Below are 19,511 nucleotides of genomic sequence, written 5' to 3' on the forward strand. Positions count from 1 at the left end.
GCCGTAACCGCTGGTTATAAGTCTGAGAGAGAATATGCGTAATATACATAGTATGGTCGAGGGGTTCCACACTCGGAGTCTGCACGCCGGTCAGGAACCGGACTCCGCGACGGGCGCTCGCGCGCCACCGATCTATCAGACGACGTCCTACGTCTTCGAGGACGCCGATCACGCCGCGGATCTGTATGCGCTCGCGGCCGACGGCGACGTCTACTCGCGGATCTCGAACCCGACCACGCGGATCCTCGAACACCGGCTGGCGGCGCTTGAGGGCGGCGTCGCGGCCGTCGCGACCGCCTCGGGGATGGCCGCGCTCGACTCGGCGACCAGCATCCTCGCCGCCGCCGGGGACAACGTCGTCGCCTCCGCGGATATGTACGGCGGGACGGCGACGTACCTCACGAAGATGGCGACGCGCCGCGGCGTCGACGTCCGGGTGGTGGACACCCTCGATTACGACGCCTACGCCGAGGAAGTCGACGAAGACACCGCCTTCGTCCACGTCGAGACCATCGCGAATCCGTCGCTGAAGACGCCCGACTTCGAGCGCCTCGCGGATATCGCCCACGGAGCGGCCGCGCCGCTCGTCGTCGACAACACCTTCGCGACGCCGTATCTCTGCCGCCCGCTGGAACACGGCGCCGACATCGTCTGGGAGTCGACGACGAAGTGGATCCACGGCTCGGGGACCACCGTCGGCGGGATCCTCGTGGACGGTGGCACGTTCCCCTGGCAACACGCCGACTACGACGAACTCTCCGGAGAGAATCCGGCGTTCGGGGTCGACTTCGTCGAGCGCTACGGTGACGCCGCGTTCGCCAACGTCGTCCGACAGCGGGCGCTCCGGACCCTCGGCAACCAGCAGTCTCCCTTCGACGCCTGGCAGACGATCCAGGGGCTGGAGACCCTCCCGCTGCGGATGGCTCGCCACTGCGAGAACGCCCGGGCGGTCGCGACGTTCCTCCGCGACCACGAGGACGTCGCGTGGGTGTCCTATCCCGGCTTCGAGGACCACCCGACACACGAGACGGCGAGTCGGTATCTGGGTGCCGAGGACGCCGACGAATACGGGGGGATGGTCACCTTCGGTCTCGAAGCGGGCTTTGCGGCCGCAAAGCGGACCTGCGAAGCGACCGACCTCGCGTCGTTCCTCGCCAACATCGGGGACGCGAAGACCCTCCTGATCCACCCCGCGTCGACGACGCACGCTCAGTTATCCGAGGAGGAACAGCGCGCCGCGGGGCTCTCCCCCGAGATGGTCAGGCTCTCGGTCGGCATCGAGGACGTCGACGACGTGATCGCCGATCTGGACCGGGCGATCAGCACGGCGACGCAGGATGTGGAAAGGTCGTCCACCGAGGAGGCGTCGTCCGACGAGGGGGCATCGCCCGACGCCGAGACCTCTTCCGACACCGATATGTCGTCCGAGGGGGAGGTGACCGACGAATGAAGACCGACAGCGGCACCGTCGACCTCGGCCGGTTCGACTTCACCTCCGGCGACGAGATCGAGAACCTGGAAGTCGCCTACGAGTCATACGGGGAGTTCGACGGCGATAACGCGGTCCTGGTCTGTCACGCGCTCACCGGCAGCCAGAACGTCGCGGGCTACGGGCAGGAGACGACCGGCCAGGCCCGCGCGTGGTGGAACGACATCGTCGGCCCCGGGAAGGCCATCGACACGAACGAGTACTACGTCGTCTGTGCGAACGCCCCCGGATCGTGTTACGGCACGACCGGCCCCGCCTCCGAGGACCCCGAGGGCGAGGTGTACGGCACCGACTTCCCGCCCGTGACAGTCGACGACTGGACCCGCTCCCAGCGGCTCCTGCTCGACGAACTCGGCGTCGGTCGCCTCCACGCCGTGATCGGCGGCAGCGTCGGCGGGATGAACGCCCTCGACTGGGCGAAGCGCTACCCCGACGACGTCCGGTACGTCATCTCCGTGGCGGCCGCAGCACGGCTCGACGCCCAGTGTCTCGCGCTCGACGCCATCGCCCGCCGCGCGATCACGACCGATCCGAACTGGAACGGCGGCGACTACTACGGGGGCGAGCATCCGAAGGACGGCCTCGCGCTCGCGCGACAGATCGGCCACGTGATGTACCTCTCGAAGGCGTCGATGGACCAGAAGTTCGGCCGCCGCGCCGCGGGACGCGACGCCCAGCGGGATTCCTTCCCGGCAGACCCCGCGGCGGCCTTCTTCCCGTACCGGGACGTCGAGTCGTACCTCGACTACCAGGCGGAGAAGTTCGTCGACCGCTTCGACGCGAACTCCTATCTGTACCTCACCCGCGCGATGGACGACTACGACCTCGCGGAGGGTCACGAGGACGACGCCCACGCCGTCGCCGCCTTCGAGGGCGAGACACTCCTGCTCTCGTTTACCGGCGACTGGCACTTCACCGTCGAGCAGTCCGAGACACTGGCGGCGGCGTTCCGCGAGACGGGGATTCCGGTCGCCCACCACGTCATCGAGTCCGACCACGGCCACGACGCCTTCCTCGTGGAACCCGAGAAGGTCGGGCCGCCGATCCGGGACTTCCTCGCCGAGGGAGTTGCGGGCCGCGCCGTCCACGACACCGACGGGGGCACCGACGAGGGCGGCGACTTCGCGCCCGTCCACGCCTCGCTGTTCAGCGAATGAGCCGCGAACCCGAACGCACTTTTCGGTCCGCGCTGTCCCCGTAGATATGTCTCCCGTCGAACTCGCCGCGCGCCTGATCGGTCTCCTCGTCGCCCTCGCCGGGGGCGTCCTCGCGTGGGCGGGCCTGCGTGCCTTCACCGCTGCTTTCCGCGGCGTCGAACTGTTCGCCCGCGGCGACGTCGGCACCGTCGTCGGCGCCGTCGGCGTCGGGCTCCTCCTCGCGGGCGTCGCCGTACTGGTCGACCGAGGCCGATCGGTCGCGGTCTCCGTCGGCGGGGCCGCGCTCGTTGCCGCGGTCCTCTTGGTCGTGATCGACACGCCCGCGACCGTGAGTGTGCTCGGAATGGGGGCCGTCTCGGCGGCCGCGCTCCTGGCGGGTGCGTCGATCGGCAGATCTCGGGCCTGAGCGGCGTGTAACACTGATCGATAGATTGCGTCGCAGGTACCGGCGTAATTTGCACACGCCACGGCGGTTAGGCGCCCCCTCCGAGAAGGGGTAGGTATGTCTGACGACGAGACACCACAGGGGTTCACGACGCGAAGCCTCCACGCCGGGCAGGAGCCCGATCCAGCCACCGGGGCGCGCGCCCAGCCGATCTATCAGACGACCTCCTACGTCTTCGACGACGCCGAGGACGCTGCCGGGCAGTTTGCACTCGAAAAAGAGGGGTTCATCTACAGCCGGCTGATGAACCCGACCGTCGCGACGCTTCAGGAACGGCTGGCGTCGCTCGAAGGCGGCGTCGGCGCGGCGGCGACGGCGTCCGGGATGGCCGCACTCGACCTCGCGACGTTCCTGCTCGCGGAGGCGGGCGACAACATCGTCACGGCGGCGTCGCTGTACGGCGGGACCTACACGTACTTCAGCCACACCGTCGAACGGCGCGGCATCACGACGAAGTTCGTCGATACGCTCGATTACGACGCCTACGCGGAGGCGATCGACGAGGACACCGCCTACGTCCACCTGGAGACGATCGGTAATCCGGCGCTCGTGACGCCAGATATCGAGCGGATCGCCGACATCGCCCACGACCACGACGTCCCGCTTTTCGTCGACAACACCTTCGCGACGCCCTATCTCTGTCGCCCGATCGAGCACGGCGCGGACCTGGTGTGGGATTCGACGACGAAGTGGATCCACGGCGCGGGCACGACGATCGGCGGGATCCTCGTCGACGGCGGGACGTTCCCGTGGGCCGAACACGCCGACAAGTACCCCGAGATCGGCGCCTCGAACCCCGCCTACCACGGCGTCAACTTCGCCGAGCGGTTCGGCGACGCGGCGTTCACGTACGCTGCGATCGCCCGCGGCCTGCGCGACCTCGGGAACGCCCAGTCGCCGTTCGACGCGTGGAACACACTCGAAAAGCTGGAGTCGTTGCCGATGCGGATGGACAGACACTGCGAGAACGCGATGGCCGTCGCCGAGTTCCTCGACGACCACGAGGCGGTCTCGTGGGTCAACTACCCCGGCCTGGAGAGCCACGAGACCCACGAAGAGGCCTCCGAATACCTCGAGGGCGGCTACGGCGGGATGATCACGTTCGGCCTGGAAGCCGGCTACGACGCCGCCCGCGACACCGTCAACAACGTCGAACTCGCCTCGCTGCTTGCGAACGTCGGCGACGCGAAGACGCTCGTGATCCACCCCGCCTCGACGACCCACCAGCAGCTGACCGAGGAGGAACAGGCCGCTGCGGGTGTGACGCCGGATATGGTCCGACTTTCGGTCGGGATAGAGGACGTCGGCGACATCATCGCCGACTTAGAGCAGGCCATCGACGCTGCGACGGAGTGACGACGCAGAGACGAACTGCGGATATCGCGCCGGAATGAAGACGTAGAGACGGACTCCGGACGTCGCGCCGGGGTGAGGACGCCGCGACCCAACCTGTCGGAACCGAGGAAAATCGAGGTTCGATATCTACTCCCCCGAGCAAACGCCGCTTTCTCCCCCGGACCACCGGCCGCTCGACGTCCGAACAGCAAAGTCTAATGGGGTGGCTTACGAACCGTCGGGTGATGCCTACTGTAGAATACCTCAACTACGAAGTGATGGACGACAACGGCTGGGATATGGACGAGGACGACCTCTTCGAGAAGGCCGCCGACGCCGGACTCGACGCCGAGGACTATGGCTCCCTCGAAGTCAACCAGGGCGAGTACATCCTCGAAGCCGCCGAGGCGCAGGGCTACGACTGGCCCTTCTCGTGCCGTGCCGGCGCCTGTGCGAACTGTGCGGCCATCGTCAAGGAGGGGGACATCGACATGGATATGCAGCAGATCCTCTCCGACGAGGAGGTCGAAGAGAAGGACGTCCGGCTGACCTGCATCGGGTCGCCGGCCGCCGACGAAGTGAAGATCGTCTACAACGCGAAACACCTGGACTACCTCCAGAACCGCGTCATCTAACTTAGCGGAACGACGAGTTCCGCGACTGATGCCCTTTCCGGGGGACGCATCCGGTGCGATCCCCCTGATCATCTCTGACAGCCACTGCTTTCTCGGCAGATGCTACCGTAGTTCAGAGAACAGACGGGTGCAAAACTTCTGCAACGGTTGCTCTGGCCGAATCAGCTGACTCGGGCCGGTCCCTCTGTCAACTCCGTCACTGACCGATCGCGGAGACGACCGAGAAAGTCACCTCCAGCGCCGATGTTCCGTCGCCGGATCAGGAGTATTTTTAAGACGGCTGTCGTACCACTGTCCATATGTTCAAGGCCATCGTGGGCGCGTCGACACTGCAGGACGCGCTCGACTCGGTGAGCGTGCTGGTAGACGAGTGCAAGATCCGGCTGAACGAGGACGAACTGTCGATCCGCGCCGTCGATCCCGCGAACGTCGGGATGGTCGATCTCTCGCTCGCCGCCGCCGCCTTCGAGTCCTACGAGGCCGACGGGGGCGTCATCGGCGTCAACCTCTCGAAACTCGAGGACTTCGTCGGGATGGCCAGCGGCGACGAACTCGTGGAACTGGAACTCGACGAGGAGACCCGGAAGCTTTCGATTCGGATGGACGGCCTCTCCTCGACGCTGGCGCTCATCGATCCCGACTCGATCCGCCAGGAGCCCGACATCCCCGATCTGGATCTGTCCTCGGAGATCGTGATGGAGGGCGCACAGCTGGACCGCGGAATCAAGGCCGCGGATATGGTCTCCGATCACGTCCGACTCCGCGTCGACCCCGACGCGGAGGCGTTCCACATCCAGGCCGAAGGCGACACCGACGACGTCGACTTCCAGCTGGACGTCGACGACCTCATCGACCTGACCGCCGGCGTTGCGGACTCGCTTTTCTCCCTGGACTACCTGAAGGATATGAACAAGGCGATCCCGAAGGACGCCGAGGTCACCGTCGAACTCGGCGAGGAGTTCCCGGTGAAGATCCACTACGCTGTCGCCGAAGGACAGGGCAACGTCACGTACATGCTCGCGCCGCGCATCCAGAGCGACTAGGCCACTACTGCCGGGGTACACAGAGGCGAGGAGAAAGCCTCGCACTGCAGCGCGGGGAGAAAATCAATCTCCCTCTCGACGTCCGGCCAGTTCGGATTCGATCCCGGTCGATCTCGGAGCCATCTCCCGGTCGACGCCGGCTCCAGCTTCCCGCTCGTCCTCGCCCGACGGCGGGTCGATCAACGTTTCTAGCCGACGTTCGAACTCTGCCTCGGAGACGGCTCCCGACGCGTACTGGTGTTTGAGCTCGGCGATCGCATCCTCCCCGTGGTCGGGTCCGCTCTGTGTCCCGCCGCCGCCCGGGGCGAGCAAAAGCGTCGGAGCCAGGGCCGCAGCCGCCAGTGTCAGTACTGATCCGACGAGCACCAGGAGGCTCGGCAGGGTCCCGCTCCACGTACTCGATACGAGCCGCACGGTGTAATAGAACAGGATGGGGGCGGCGACGGCACTGAGGCCAGCGAGCGCGTACCGCCATCGTCGGCGGTCCGGAGTGTATCGTGCGAGTCTGCGTTTCGAAGACGAGTCGGGTTCTGGAGGGCACATCAGCGGAAGTCTCGTCCCGAGTTCGTGTTAATTTTGGGGTGATACTGATTACTCTCGTCGCTTCCCACCGAGCGCCGTCGACGGAGGGGTGTGCTCGGCGGGAACTGATGAGAGTACTCAGTATGAGGAGCGGTCGGGGTGAACTCTCGCGGCTGTCGAAGTCTGTATGAGCCCTGTCGCGCTCGCTGGTCTGCAGGCGGTTCAAGGCGAGTGCCTCGGGGCTTGTCCCCGAGTTACTTCACCCGTGCCGGTCGATGATGCGCTTTGCCGCCTCGGCCTTCTCCTTCCAGCCGTATCCGGCCTCGTAGACGTGGCGCTTCGCGTCGACGAGCTCTTCGGGCGAGGACTCCTCGAAGCCGCCGCGGGCCCACGCGCCGCTCTCGTGGAGCCACTCGATCACGTTCGCGCGCGTCTCCGACCACGACAGGCCGACCATCTCGTACCACGCGATCATCGCGAAGGTGGCGTTGTCGTGACAGCCGGGGACGCTGCCCTTCCGGTAGATGGTCCGCATCGGCTCGCGGGTCGGCTCCGACACCGCCTCGCGGAACTCCGTCGGCGTGAGCAAGCGGAGCACGTCGTTGGCCTCGTCGACGCGGCCGTCGCGCTTCAGCCGTTCGAGCGCCGCCCGGTGGAGCGCCCCCCACTCGCCGTCGACGGCGTCGTAGAGATCGGACTCCGGGGTTGGTTCCGCCGTCAGGCGCGCGACGATGTCGGTGTACGCCTTCTCGACGTCGGGCCACGGCGTCCCCTCGAACTCGCAGTCGGTGTCGTGGAGGCTGTTTGTGGCCCGACAGTCGGGACACGGGTAGTCGAACTGCGGCACGGGCGAAGCGAGGACGCGTGCCGTCTTAGATGATACGGTATTTGCGGCCGGAGGAGGCCGACAGGCGGGTCGGGGGAGCGCCGACCGCCGTGTTTATTCGCCGCCGCCCGCAACGGACGTGCGATGCCGATGGACCCGCTGTACGCGCGCTACCCGTTCTTCGAGGGCGCGCGTGAGGCCGTCCGCGAGGCGGACATCTCGCCCGCGGCGCTCATCGCCGAGGACGCGCCCGCCGTCGAGCGGGCGACAGAGCGGGTCGAACGAGCGCTGATGGCCGGAACCGTCGCCGCCGAGGAGCCGCGCCGCTGGGAGTCACGGGCAGAACTGCTCTCGTATCCGATCGCGCGCATCCTCGTGTCGCTGATCGAGACGCCCGCGGCCGTCGACAAGTACGCGGCTGCGGAGGCGAACACCGCCCGCGAGCGGTTCGAGGCCGACTTCGCCGCCGACGGAGAATCCGGAACCGCGGGCCGCGCCCGGGCCTCCCGCGAGACCGTCCTCCGGGAGTTCGACCTCGTCGGGGCCGTCCGCCCCGAACGGACCGATGGACCCGGCGGCAACCGGGCGGGACGCGCCACCGGCGGTCGCTCGGGCGGGCGGGCGCCGTCGCACTACTGGGTCGACCTCGGCCCGTATCTCGACCTCGCGGATTCTACCTGGGGCGAGCGGTGGCGACTCGTCAACCGCGAAGTCGCCGAGGGCGCGGTCCGAATCACCGGCGAGGGACTGACTCGGATCCTGGAAGCGGCCGTCGAGCGACGGGTCGCGGCGGGGCTCCCCTTCGAGGTCCGCGGCGACGACGGCGGCGACGCCATCGCAGAGGCGCTGGCGCCGGCCGTCTCCGAACTCAGGTCGCTCCTGAACGATCACGGCGCTACACGCGGGTCAAACGTCGAGACGGTGGTTCCCGCGCTGTTTCCGCCCTGTATGAAAACGCTCGTCCGGCGGACCCGCAGCGGCGAGGCGCTGCCGGACCACACCGAGTTCTCGCTGGTCTCGTTCCTGGTGGCGCTCGGATTAGACGGCGAGGAGGTGTTGACGCTCCTCGACGTCGATGGCGCCGACGACAGTACTCCTGAGAGGGAAGGCGCCGGCGGCAGCGACGGCGCGGCCGACAGCAGCGACAAAGCAGACAGCAACGACGAGTCCGGCGCTAACGAACGGCGGGAACGGATCGAGACGCGAGTCGAGTACCTGACCGAGGGCGACGGGACCCAGTATCCGCCGCCGTCGTGTGCGACGATGAAAGCCTACGGCGACTGCGTCGATCCCGACGAGCGCTGTGAGACGATCTCTCACCCGCTGTCGTACTACATGGATGCCGTGCGGGATGCCGGCGACGTCCGCGACTGGCGCGAAGCGACAGAAGGCGACTGATTCGTATCTGTCTCCCGGTGAGCGCGGGTACGGCACGCATCCGCCTGGAGCGGTTAGTCGCCCAGATACACGCCGACAGCGGCCATCACGATCACGAAAAGCGTGATCGCCGCCACCAGGGCGAGGCCACCCGTATCGCCGAGGTCGGGGCCGAACTGCATCCCGATACCGATGAAGACGGCGAAAAAAGCGCCGACGGAGACGATGGAGACGACGATCTTTCGGCGCATCTCCGCGTCTATTTCCATACCTGCGCCTTCCGGTGGCCGTTCTAAAAGGGCTTCGATGCGTTCGGGCGTGTTCCACCTGAAACGAGGGTTTAGGGTCGTGGAGCCCGTAACCTCCACTGAGAGAGCTACGCTCTCCGGAATACCGATGACGCACACTCGAAACACACCCGCGTCAGAAACTGCCGGGGCCGAGGGTGGGCGAGAGAATCCCTCGCCCGACCTCCGACAGCCCACCGTACGCAAAGCCCGGACGCTTCCTGCCGAGGGATACGAGGGACGCGCCCGCCGCGCCCGCGCCGAACCGATGACGGTCAGACCGCTCCGCGACGGCCGCTACGTCGTCGAGACCGCGGGCGGGACGTACGTCGTCGCCGTCGATCGCTCGACGTGTACCTGCCCGGACAACGCCATCCGCGGCGCCCGCTGCAAGCATATCCGCCGCGTCGCCGCCGAGATCGAGTTGGGACACGTCCCGTCCCCCGACGAGCGCGAACGTGTCTGCGCCGTCTGCGGCGGCCGCGCGTTCGTCCCGCTCGACGCTGACGGGCCGGCGCTGTGTGAGCGACACGACCACGCTCCGGGCGATTTCGTTCGCGACCGGGAGACGGGGACGCTCCTCGTGGTCGTCGACGCGATCGCCGAACGCGCCGACGAGGCACGGACCGACGAGGGCCGGATCGTCGCGAACTACGAGACTAACGCCGCCTACGGTGGCCACGAACCCGTCTTCGCGGTCAGATACGTCGACGCGCTCCCGTCTCGCGACGAGACCGGCCCCGCTTCCGGCGATCGCAACGACCCCGACGAGCGATCTGTGGACGCCGAGGGCCGCCGCTACCTGTTTCCGGCCTCGCGGCTCCGTCCGGTCGAACTCGACACTGGCGGGGCCGAGGATCCGACGGCGGAAGACTCGCACCGCGACTGTGGATCCGCAAGCGGGCTCGTCCCGTAGTCCCGTCCGTCGCTATTCTTCGCCTTCGGTTCCGTCACCGCCGTCGTCGATATCGTCGCCGCCGACCTCGGTCAAGCGGGCCTGCGCCGGGCCGCCGACGAACGAGTCGAAGTCCTCGCCCTCCGCGAGCGCGGTCTCCTTCTTGACGCGGTAGTTGCCGCCGTCGGTCGTATGGAGGTCGCCGGGGTGGAAGAAGTACCAGGATTCGCGGTCGAAGCGGACGCCGATCCGCGCCTTCGCGCCGAAGTTCTGGGCGAAGTAGACCAGCGCCTCGACCTCCTCACCGGTGAGATAGATCGGCCGTCCGGAACTGGACTTGGCCTCGATGGCGTAGAAGACGTCGCCGTTACCGGCGAGCACGTCCGGGAGTTCCCGCTCGGTCGCCGACCCCGACGCGGGGGCACGCATCACCGCGAAGCCCGCCTCGTCGAGCCGGTTGACGAGTTCGCGCTCGCGGCGGTCGCCTTTCCGGTTCGAGGACATACACGACCGCTGGCTGCGGCCGGATATAAATCGGGCGAACCTGACCGGGGACGTCGGTTGTGTGTCATCGCTGCCAATCCGAGCCACGTTGAATCGGGAGTGTGTCGTCGGTCTCCCCGTGTCTCAACGACGGAGCCGATGGTGGGCCGGGGGCAGCGGGGTCGTGGTTGCCGGAATCGGGTTTCTTCTCACCCGGTCGACGACGGCCGCGTCGGCGACCGCCGAGTCGTCGGCATCGTTTCTCTTCGGAGAGGTCCCGTTTCTGGTCGTGGGGCTCGGGCTCTCGCTCTTCGGCGTCTCGTTGGCGGTGAGTGAGTGGGGGCGCGAACACGGAGTGACCGTCGCACGCTGGTGTCTGTTCGGGACTGCGGCCACGGGCATCGCCGTCGCCGCCTCCCTCTTCGGGGCCGGGATCTTCGGTGCGCCGTCGGGGGCGCAGACGGTCGCCCTCGGCCTCGACATCCTCCTGACCGGCGCAGTCGGGGGAACGGTGACCGGGATCCAGGTGTCGCGCCGCCGAGCGAAAGGCCGGGCGGTGGCCGAGCGCAACACCCGGCTCACGCTCCTGAACCGGATCCTCCGCCACGAGGTGCTGAACAGTCTCAACGTCGTCCGGGGGTACGCTGGGATTGTCGGGACGGACGATCGTGAACCGGCCGGCGGTTCCGCGGACGGCGACCGCGAAGCGACCGCCGACGGCGGGGTCGCCGACGCCGCGGACGCGATCGAACGGAGCGCCGATCGCATCAACGAGGCCATCGAGGAGGTCAACCGCCTCACGCGGTCGGGGACGACCGGAACCGTCGACCTCGGATCCCTCTTGGAGTCTTGCGTCGCGGACGCAGAGACCCGGTACCCGCACGCCGAGTTCGAACTGCAGAACAACACCGATGACAGCGTCGCCGTGGCAACTGACCGGATCGAATATCTGTTCGAACATCTGCTCGGGAACGCCATCGAGCACAACGAGGCGGCGAAGCCCCGCGTCCGCGTGGAACTGGACAGCGACTGGGAGACGGTGTCGGTCACCGTCGCCGACAACGGAAACGGGCTTCCGGAACGGCAGCGACAGGTCCTTCTCGACGGGGAACTGCCCGAATACGACGATCCCGGTGCCGGATTCGGGCTGACGATCGTCCGCCTGCTCGCGACGGAATCGAACGCCGACGTCGCCGTCGACCGAGGAATCGACGGCTCGGGTGTCGGGATCAAGCTGACCTTCCGCAGAGAGCGGACACCCGACGGGACGGCGGTTGCTGCCCTCGGCGGTGGGGTGTCGGCCGGATCACTCGGTGTCGCGGCTGCCGCGGCGACCGTCGCGGGGTTCGTGATGGGCGTCCCGCTCAGTCTGGTTCAGGGCTCGATCCCGGTCATCGGGGCGCTCTACGGAATGCCGTCGCCGGTCGCCGGCTGGACGGTTCATATGTTTCACAGCGTCGTCTTCGGACTCGGGTTCGTGGCACTGCTCTCGACGCCGCGGCTGATCCGATATCGGTCGGAATCGGCCGTCGCCGCCGTGCTCGGCGGGCTTTACGGAACGGCAGTCTGGTTCGTTGCGGCCGGGTTCGTGATGCCGGTGTGGCTGCGCGTAATCGGGCTCCCGGCGACGATTCCGAACCTCGAACTCGCTGGCCTGTTCGGTCACCTCCTGTGGGGAGTGACGCTCGGGGCCGTCTTCGCCGTGGGTCGGCGACGGCTTCCTCGGTACGGCAGCGGGATCAAGAAATATATACGTGCAACCCTCCACAAGGCGAACAACGTAGGACATCGGTCCGACAAGGGGGCGTGAGGACCGATGCCCGGATCGACCCCGAACGATGGAGCCATCAACCGAAATATCGAACGTGGTGCTCGTTACGGTCGACTCGTTGCGAGCGGACGCGCTGGGGACGTACGACGAACGTCGGCATACCCCGGTGATGGACGACCTCGCCGACCGCGGGACCGTGTTCGAGCGGGCCTTCGCGACCGGTAACTGGACGCCGTTTTCGTTCCCGTCGATCCTGGCTTCCCGACCGGTGTTCGCCGACTCCGGCGACATCGGCGTCGAAGACGTGCCGACGATCGCACGGACGCTCTCTGACGCCGGATTCGCCACGGGCGGGTTCAACGCCGCCAACGGCTTTCTCACCTCCTTTTGGGGGTACGACGACGGCTTCGACGAGTTCGAGCCGTTCGTCGCGAGCGTCGGATCGAGCCTCTACAGCCGGTACCTCGCCACGCATCCCACGGTCGAGGCGTGGTTGCAACTGGCGACCTCGCCGCTGCGACGGCTTCGCTCACGGCTCGCAGGCAACACCGACGACCGGCCGTTCCTCGACACCTCGCGGATGTTCGACGTCGAGCACGGCGCGGCGTCGTTCCTCGAGGATACCGACGAGCCGTTCTTCCTGTGGATCCACTATATGGACACTCACACGCCGTACGTTCCGGCGCCGCGCTACATCCGCGAGGTCTCTGACGGCTTCCTGGGCACCCACCGGATGCTGCACGCACACACCCGGACCGGCCTGGGGCTCGAGGTCGACGAGCGGACGTTAGAGGAACTCCGGACGCTGTATCAGGCGGCCGCCCGGCAGGTCGACGCCAGCATCGGCCGCCTGCTGGACGAACTGGACGCGACCGGCCACAGAGACGAGACAGCCGTCGTGCTGGCGGGCGATCACGGCGAGGAGTTCCAGGATCACGGACACCTCGCTCACTACCCGAAGCTCTACGACGAGCTGATCCGGGTACCGCTCGTCGTCGACGTGCCCGGCGCCGAGGGGCGACGGATCGAAGAGCACGTGGGACTGGACACGATCCCGCCGACGGTCACGGAGTTGCTCGACGTCGACGCCCCCGCGGAGTGGGCGGGGGCGTCGCTCGCGCCGACGGTACTCGACGGCGAAACTCCGGCAGACGAACCGGTCGTCTCCGTCACCGTCCGGGGCGAGGAGGTGACCGCACAGCCGATCCCGCGGTCGCTGTCCGACGGCGATCTACTCGTCTCCGTACGGGACAAAGACTGGACGTACATCCGGAACGTCGACGCGGATTCCGAAGAGCTGTACTACAGCCCCGATGACCCCGGACAGACGGCGGATCGGTCGGACCACCCCGACGAGACGGCACAGGACGTCGTCGAGCAGTTCCGACCGATCACCGAGGCACACACGAAACTGCTCCGTGAGAAGGACGGACGTGACGCGGACGAATCGGGGGAAGGGATCGACGAGGATCTCGGAGCGCGGCTGGAGGCGTTGGGCTACCGATAGATGCTGCGGAGCTTTCTCCGAAACCTCCATAGCGGTCCGCTCGTCCTTCAGCTCCGGCGCTTCGTCATCGTGGGTGTCTTCACTGCAGGCGTCCAGATGGCGCTTCTGTGGCTGTTCGTCGACGCCGCCGGACTGCACTACTTGCTCGGTGCGATCGTGTCGATCGAGATCACGATCATCCTCTCGTACATTCTCAACAACGCCTGGACGTTCCAGGCGACGCCGAACACTGGAACCGGGGAGTACCTCTACGGACTCCTGAAGACCAACGTCGTCCGGGGGTCGGCGATCCCGATCCAGCTTTCGGTGCTCTTCGCGCTCGTCGAGTGGATCTCGATCTTCTATCTCGTGGCCAACGCTGTGGCGATCGTCATCAGCGGCATCTACCGGTACGTGCTCGACGCGAAGTGGACGTGGGGGCAGTAGCCGATATACCGCCGCCGTCTCGCGCAAAGTCGTTCGCTTACGTTCCGTGGCTCCAGCTGTTCATATACTCCGCCTGCGTCTCCGTTAGCGAGTCGATCTCGACGCCCTCGGCGTCGAGTTTGATCTCTGCGACCTCCCGATCGAGTTCGTCGGGGACGTCGTGGACGCCGGGTTCGTACTCCGCGCCGTTCTCGACGAGTTCGCGGACGCAGACGGCTTGGATGCCGAACGACTGGTCCATCACCTCGACAGGGTGGCCGAGTGCGATCGGCGAGGCGAGGTTGACGAGCCGCCCTTCCGCGAGCACGTTGAGTCGGCGCCCGTCCGGCGTCTCGTAGGCACGGACGCCGTCGCGCGCCTCGTACTCGTCGACAGCGAGGTCCGAGAGGTCCTCCAGGTTGATCTCGACGTCGAAGTGGCCGGCGTTGGCGAGCAGCGCGCCGTCGTCCATCACCTCGAAGTCCTCGCGAGTGATGACGTCTCTGTTTCCGGTCGTCGTGATGAAGACGTCGCCGACCGCGGCTGCTTCGTTTATCGGCATCACGTCGTAGCCCTCCATATGTGCCTCCAGGGCGCGGCGCGGTTCGACCTCGGTGACGATCACGTTCGCGTTCTGGCCGGCGGCCTTCTTCGCGACGCCCTTCCCGCAGTAGCCGTAGCCCGCGACGACGACGTTCTTGCCGGCATACGAGAGATTCGTCGTCATCGCGATTGTCGCGAGCGAGGACTCGCCCGTGCCGTGGACGTTGTCGAACAGGCGCTTCATCGGCGTGTCGTTGACGGCGAACACCGGATAGTCGAGTTCGCCGTCGTCGGCCATCGCCCGCAGGCGGTGGACGCCGGTCGTCGTCTCCTCGGCGCCGCCGACGATAGTGTCGATGAGTTCGGGGTAGTCCTCGTGGATTGCGTAGACCATATCCATCCCGTCGTCGACGGTGATCGTCGGCTCGTGAGAGACGACCGCCTCGATCGCGGCGTAGTAGTCGTCCTCGCCGACGCCGCGTTTCGCGTAGGACGTGATGTTCTCGTTGTCGTCGAGGGCGGCGCTCACGTCGTCGTGGGTCGACAGCGGGTTACAGCCCGTGATCGCGACCTCCGCGCCGCCGAGTGCGAGCAACTCGACGAGGTTCGCGGTCTTCGCTTCGACGTGCATCGCCATCCCGAGGGTGTGGCCTTCGAGTGGTCGCTCCTCGCTAAACTGCTCGCGGAGTTCCTGGAGGATCGGCATATGCTGCAGCGCCCAGTCCATCTTCCGCCGGCCCTCCGTGCGAGCGGACTCGATATCGTCGAGTTGCTCACCGATCGGTGGATACGCACTCATACCGTTCGGTAACGGGAGGCGGGGCAAAACGCTACCGAACCACCTTTTTACTGCGTCGGGTGCGCCGAAGGCGCACCACTCCTTGTAAAAAGCTGGACCAAAAAGGGGCCGCTCGCTCGGCCTCCGGCCTCGCTCGCGGTGCGATTGCTGGAACGTATATCCTCTCTTTTTCACCCAATTCGTAGTTATTTGATCGACATTCTATCGAGTCTTCGTTCGGAATCCATCTGATACTGTCGGACACAGGTCTATGAAGAATTTCGCCGCCCCGGGCGGCGAATATCTTGAAAAGTTGTGTCCGACAGTATGAATGCCCTGCGTACGAATCGGTCGAAATCCACCACGGAATATGACCTGTGGCCTGAAAAATGGGAAATCGAGCATTCGAGGATCGAAACTGCCCGGCCCCTACTATAAAATAATATGTGGCCCACAAACGGCTATGGATGATCAGAACGGGGAGGATCGGACGTCGATCCTGAGCCCTGCTGGCGTTGTCAACGCTCTGCAGGCAGTCGACGAGCTATTCTATGTCTTTACGGCCGACGGGAAGTTTCAGTACTGGAACGATGCGTTGTCAAGGGAGACGGGATATACTGACGCAACGATTGCGGCGATGGACCCGGTCGATTTTTTCGTCGCCGAGGATCGAGAACTCATCACCGACGCCATCGACCGTGCCCTCGACGAAGCGTACGCTCGTGTCGAGGCAACGCTGGAGACGGAAGACGGGGACCGTCTTTGCTATGAATTTTCGGCCGTTTCGTTCACCGACGATTCGACGGAGTTACTCGCCGGTGTCGGCCGAGACATCACCGAGCGCAAACAGCGTGAAGAGGAGTTGCTGATCGACGAATACACCATCGAGTCCGCGCTCAGTGGAATCGCCATCGCCAATCTCGATGGCGAGTTGATCTCGGTCAATCCGTCGTTTCTCGAACTCTGGGGCTACGAAACCGAAGATGAAGTTCTCGGAAAGTCTGTCACAGAATTCTGGAAGCGACCTGAAGAGGCAGCAAAGGTAGCAAGCAGTGTCGAAGAAACCGGCCAGTGGAACGGGGAACTACTGGCCGTCCGAAAGGATAGCACCACTTTCCACGCACAATGCTCCGCAAGCACCGTCACCGACAACGAGGGGGAACCACTCGCGTTGATGTCCTCCTTCGTAGATATCACGGCTCGCAAGAAACGCGAGCGCGAGCTTCAAAAACAGACTGAACAACTCGACGAGTTCGCGAGCGTGGTCTCACACGACTTGCGCAACCCGCTCAACGTCGCGATGGGAAGACTCCACCTGGCTCAGGACGAATACGGTGGTGACCACCTGACACACGTCGAAACCGCATTAGAGCGAATGGAGGTCATTATCGAAGATACGCTCGTCCTGGCTCAGCAGGGTCAGAAGGTCGGTAAATCGGAACTCGTCCAGGTTCAGCAAATCGCACATCGAAGCTGGGAGATGGTCGATACCGGTGCCGCAACACTCGAAGTCAGTGATGGGTTCGGGATTTATGCTGATCAGGGCCGACTGATGCATCTGTTCGAGAATCTATTTCGGAACGCCGTCGAACACGGCTCTCCGAATCCGCGTTCGGATACTCACGGGGACGCTGTCGAACACGGTAATGACGGGATAACGGTTCGGGTCGGACGGCTGGACGACACTGGATTCTATGTCGAAGACGATGGCCCCGGGATCCCCGAGGAAAACCGTACGAAGGTGCTCGAAGCTGGCTACAGTCAATCCTCGGACGGTACCGGATTCGGGCTTGCGATAGTCAATCGGATCGCCGATGCTCACGGCTGGACGTTGTCAATTACTGATTCGAAGGAAGGAGGCGCCCGATTCGAATTTGCAAATGTTGATCTCTGCGATCCGAATCGAACGGTAGACGAACCACCTCAAAGTTAACGAAAAGTGCAGTATCGGGTCCCGGATCACTTGCTGAGCCGCTCCAGCCTCGAGTGCACACCGACACCGACGTAGATTTATGTACGATAGCGGGGCCAGGCGTCGTGTGACGTAGATACGGCCCCACGTCGGGCTGCGGGTGCTCGGCACGTCGGCGTGGGGAGCGGCTGTGCCGACTGTTCGCTACGATTCATACTGAGTATTCCCGTCTCGTCCCGCCGAGCGCCACTCCCGTTGACGGCGCTCGGCGGTCGAAAGTGAGAGTAATCACTATCGGGCGATAAGAACGCTGGGAGCGGAAACCTGTCGAATGCGTCCCAATCTCTGGCAAATGCTTTCACAGTTCGACCCGATAGTGCGGATAGCACAGATGTCCTCCTATGAGGAAGAACGCCGTAGCGACGAGGCCGAGCAGACGCTCCCGCGGTCGGCAGTCCTGAAGCTTTTGGCCAGCGACACCGGGGTCGCGCTCCTCCGATCGGCGGGGTCTCCGGCGACGGCCTGCGAACTCCGGGATCGCTCCGGTGTCCCGCTGTCGACGGTCTACCGGGAGACGAGCAAACTCGTCGAAGCCGGGTTGCTCGAAGAGACCGTCCGCGTCGACGTCGAGAACGGACGCCACGCCAGCGTCTACGAGCGGGCCGTCGAGTCGCTGCGGGTGTCGGTGACGGACGACGGCGTCGACGTCATCCCCGAGTAAACCTCTGTCATTCCGCACGAGAAGCGAGATCAGCGGCTCGATCTCTCGCAGTCTCGACCACGCGCTCCTCGTCGAGGGTCAGAACCTCCCGGTCCCGCATCAGCACCTGCCCGTCACAGACCGTATGACGGACGTCGGAGCCGCGGACGGCGTACGCCAGGTGGCTCACGAGATCGTGCGCCGGCGCGAGATGGGGCGCGTCGAGATCCACGACCGCGAGATCCGCCGCGGCGCCGACCTCGACGCGACCCCCTGGCAGCGACAGCGCCGTCGCGCCCCCCTCGGTGGCCATCCGAACCGCCGCCGCAGCGGGGACGGCGGCAGCGTCGTCGGCGCCGAGTTTGCCGAGCATCGCGGCGTCCCGGAGTTCGTCGAAGAGATCGAGGTCGTTGTTCGAGGCCGCTCCGTCGGTGCCGAGCGCGACCGTTACGCCCGCATCCAGGAGATCCTGCACGGGCGCGATTCCGGAGGCGAGTTTCATATTCGACGCCGGACAGTGGACGACCGCCGTCCCGCGATCCGCGAGCAGGTCGATCTCCGCGTCGTCCACGTGGACGCCGTGTGCCAGGAACTCCGCGTCGGAGAGCAGTCCGAGGTCGTCTGCGTACGCCAGCGGGCGCTCGCCGCGGTCCTCGACAATCGGCGCGACTTCGTCGCGCGTCTCGTTAGCGTGGTAATGTACCGGGATGCCTGCCTCGTGTGCCTCGGCGGCGATCTCCCGCAGTAGCGACTCCTCGACGGTCGTCAGCGAGTGGGGCATTACTGCCGTTCGAACCCGGCCGTCGGCGGCGCCGTCGTACTCGCGAGCGACGCTGAGGCTCTCTTCGACGTCCGCGCGGGCGGCCGCCTCGTCTTTGCCGACGGTGACGATCCCGTGGCCGACGCGGGCGCGCATCCCGGCTTCGTCGACGGCGGCGACGATCTCGGGGACCTGGAAGTACATATCCGCGAACGTCGTCGTTCCCGAACGGATCATCTCGACCATCCCGAGTTCCGCGCCCGCTCGAACGTCCGCGGCGGTGAGTTCCGCCTCCGCGGGCCAGATATCCTCGCGCAGCCACGTGTCCAGCGGCTTGTCGTCTGCGTATCCCCGGAGCAGTGTCATTGCCACGTGCGTGTGCGCGTTGACGAGTCCAGGTATCACGAGTCCGCCCGAGGCGTCGAGTCTCTCGTCGGCGTCGTGGTCGGCCGACAGCTCCGGACCGATCTCCGCGATCCGCCCGCTACCGCGATCAACGAGGACGTCCGCGTCCGTGACGCTGGCGTCGGGCCGAAGCACCCGACCGCCCGCAAGAAGGAGTGTCTCGGAAGTCATAGACCACGCTTCCGCCGGCGTCCGTATGAGCGTGTCGTCTGTCGGTTGAGCGGGGAACCGTCCGA

At 65.8% G+C, this 19,511-nt stretch carries 19 protein-coding genes; 13 read left to right on the top strand and 6 right to left on the bottom strand.

What is annotated here, in order from left to right; genetic code table 11:
* Positions 1–52 precede the first annotated feature (52 nt).
* From RJT37_RS03450 to RJT37_RS03475, 6 genes are all read left to right on the top strand, one after another.
* Positions 53–1,450: an O-acetylhomoserine aminocarboxypropyltransferase/cysteine synthase family protein gene (locus RJT37_RS03450; protein WP_313687832.1), complete on the top strand. Its 1,398-nt coding sequence runs from the start codon at positions 53–55 to the stop codon at positions 1,448–1,450.
* Positions 1,447–2,646 carry a homoserine O-acetyltransferase MetX gene (metX, locus tag RJT37_RS03455; RefSeq protein WP_313687834.1) on the top strand — a complete coding sequence of 400 codons (1,200 nt, stop codon included), beginning with the start codon at positions 1,447–1,449 and terminating at the stop codon, positions 2,644–2,646. The genes RJT37_RS03450 and metX overlap by 4 nt, the downstream gene beginning before the upstream one ends.
* Positions 2,647–2,692: 46 nt before the next feature.
* A complete protein-coding gene (locus tag RJT37_RS03460) occupies positions 2,693–3,052 on the top strand; it encodes a hypothetical protein (protein ID WP_313687836.1) in 360 nt (119 codons plus the stop codon).
* 96 nt (positions 3,053–3,148) lie between these two features.
* A complete protein-coding gene (locus RJT37_RS03465) occupies positions 3,149–4,447 on the top strand; it encodes an O-acetylhomoserine aminocarboxypropyltransferase/cysteine synthase family protein (RefSeq protein WP_313687838.1) in 1,299 nt (432 codons plus the stop codon).
* Positions 4,448–4,671: 224 nt separating this feature from the next.
* Positions 4,672–5,061, top strand: coding sequence for a ferredoxin Fer (gene fer, locus RJT37_RS03470; protein WP_313687840.1), 390 nt, complete (start codon positions 4,672–4,674; stop codon positions 5,059–5,061).
* Positions 5,062–5,360: 299 nt separating this feature from the next.
* Positions 5,361–6,104: a DNA polymerase sliding clamp gene (locus RJT37_RS03475; protein WP_311170325.1), complete on the top strand. Its 744-nt coding sequence runs from the start codon at positions 5,361–5,363 to the stop codon at positions 6,102–6,104.
* A gap of 63 nt (positions 6,105–6,167) precedes the next feature.
* Here the strand turns inward: RJT37_RS03475 and RJT37_RS03480 are convergent, their stop codons facing one another.
* A complete protein-coding gene (locus RJT37_RS03480) occupies positions 6,168–6,647 on the bottom strand; it encodes an SHOCT domain-containing protein (protein WP_313687842.1) in 480 nt (159 codons plus the stop codon).
* Positions 6,648–6,885: 238 nt separating this feature from the next.
* Positions 6,886–7,473: a DUF7474 family protein gene (locus RJT37_RS03485; protein WP_311170327.1), complete on the bottom strand. Its 588-nt coding sequence runs from the start codon at positions 7,471–7,473 to the stop codon at positions 6,886–6,888.
* 129 nt (positions 7,474–7,602) lie between these two features.
* Here RJT37_RS03485 and RJT37_RS03490 point away from each other — a divergent pair, with 129 nt between their 5' ends.
* Positions 7,603–8,850, top strand: coding sequence for a DNA primase (locus tag RJT37_RS03490; protein WP_313689834.1), 1,248 nt, complete (start codon positions 7,603–7,605; stop codon positions 8,848–8,850).
* Positions 8,851–8,903: 53 nt separating this feature from the next.
* Here RJT37_RS03490 and RJT37_RS03495 read toward each other — a convergent pair whose 3' ends face one another.
* Positions 8,904–9,098 (bottom strand): DUF7472 family protein, encoded by a 195-nt coding sequence (locus tag RJT37_RS03495; protein WP_313687843.1) that lies wholly within the window; start codon positions 9,096–9,098, stop codon positions 8,904–8,906.
* A gap of 127 nt (positions 9,099–9,225) precedes the next feature.
* On the opposite strand from RJT37_RS03495, the gene RJT37_RS03500 reads away from it, so the two are divergent.
* Entirely contained in the window at positions 9,226–10,032 is an 807-nt protein-coding gene (locus tag RJT37_RS03500) for an SWIM zinc finger family protein (RefSeq protein ID WP_313687845.1), read from the top strand.
* Positions 10,033–10,044: 12 nt separating this feature from the next.
* On the opposite strand, the gene hjc is transcribed toward RJT37_RS03500, so the two are convergent.
* The gene (gene hjc, locus RJT37_RS03505) at positions 10,045–10,515 is read right to left on the bottom strand and encodes a Holliday junction resolvase Hjc (protein WP_313687847.1); all 471 of its coding nucleotides are present in this window, start codon (positions 10,513–10,515) and stop codon (positions 10,045–10,047) included.
* Between the two features lie 118 nt (positions 10,516–10,633).
* Here hjc and RJT37_RS03510 point away from each other — a divergent pair, with 118 nt between their 5' ends.
* From RJT37_RS03510 to RJT37_RS03520, 3 genes are read left to right on the top strand one after another with little or no spacing between them, the layout of a single operon-like run.
* Entirely contained in the window at positions 10,634–12,304 is a 1,671-nt protein-coding gene (locus RJT37_RS03510) for an ATP-binding protein (RefSeq protein WP_313687848.1), read from the top strand.
* 28 nt (positions 12,305–12,332) lie between these two features.
* Entirely contained in the window at positions 12,333–13,772 is a 1,440-nt protein-coding gene (locus tag RJT37_RS03515; RefSeq protein ID WP_313687850.1) for a sulfatase, read from the top strand.
* Complete coding sequence (locus RJT37_RS03520; RefSeq protein WP_313687852.1) at positions 13,773–14,198, top strand: GtrA family protein; 426 nt, start codon at positions 13,773–13,775, stop codon at positions 14,196–14,198.
* Between the two features lie 37 nt (positions 14,199–14,235).
* On the opposite strand, the gene RJT37_RS03525 is transcribed toward RJT37_RS03520, so the two are convergent.
* Positions 14,236–15,519, bottom strand: coding sequence for an adenosylhomocysteinase (locus tag RJT37_RS03525; protein WP_313687854.1), 1,284 nt, complete (start codon positions 15,517–15,519; stop codon positions 14,236–14,238).
* Between the two features lie 442 nt (positions 15,520–15,961).
* On the opposite strand from RJT37_RS03525, the gene RJT37_RS03530 reads away from it, so the two are divergent.
* Together RJT37_RS03530 and RJT37_RS03535 are read left to right on the top strand one after the other, a co-directional pair.
* Positions 15,962–17,431: a PAS domain S-box protein gene (locus tag RJT37_RS03530; protein ID WP_313687856.1), complete on the top strand. Its 1,470-nt coding sequence runs from the start codon at positions 15,962–15,964 to the stop codon at positions 17,429–17,431.
* Between the two features lie 370 nt (positions 17,432–17,801).
* Entirely contained in the window at positions 17,802–18,131 is a 330-nt protein-coding gene (locus tag RJT37_RS03535; RefSeq protein WP_313687857.1) for a winged helix-turn-helix domain-containing protein, read from the top strand.
* Between the two features lie 7 nt (positions 18,132–18,138).
* Here the strand turns inward: RJT37_RS03535 and RJT37_RS03540 are convergent, their stop codons facing one another.
* On the bottom strand, positions 18,139–19,446 hold the full coding sequence (locus RJT37_RS03540; protein ID WP_313687859.1) for an amidohydrolase: 1,308 nt from the start codon (positions 19,444–19,446) through the stop codon (positions 18,139–18,141).
* Positions 19,447–19,511 lie beyond the last annotated feature (65 nt).

This window comes from Halobellus marinus, assembly GCF_032113415.1.
GTDB classification, from domain to species: Archaea; Halobacteriota; Halobacteria; order Halobacteriales; family Haloferacaceae; genus Haloquadratum; species Haloquadratum marinus.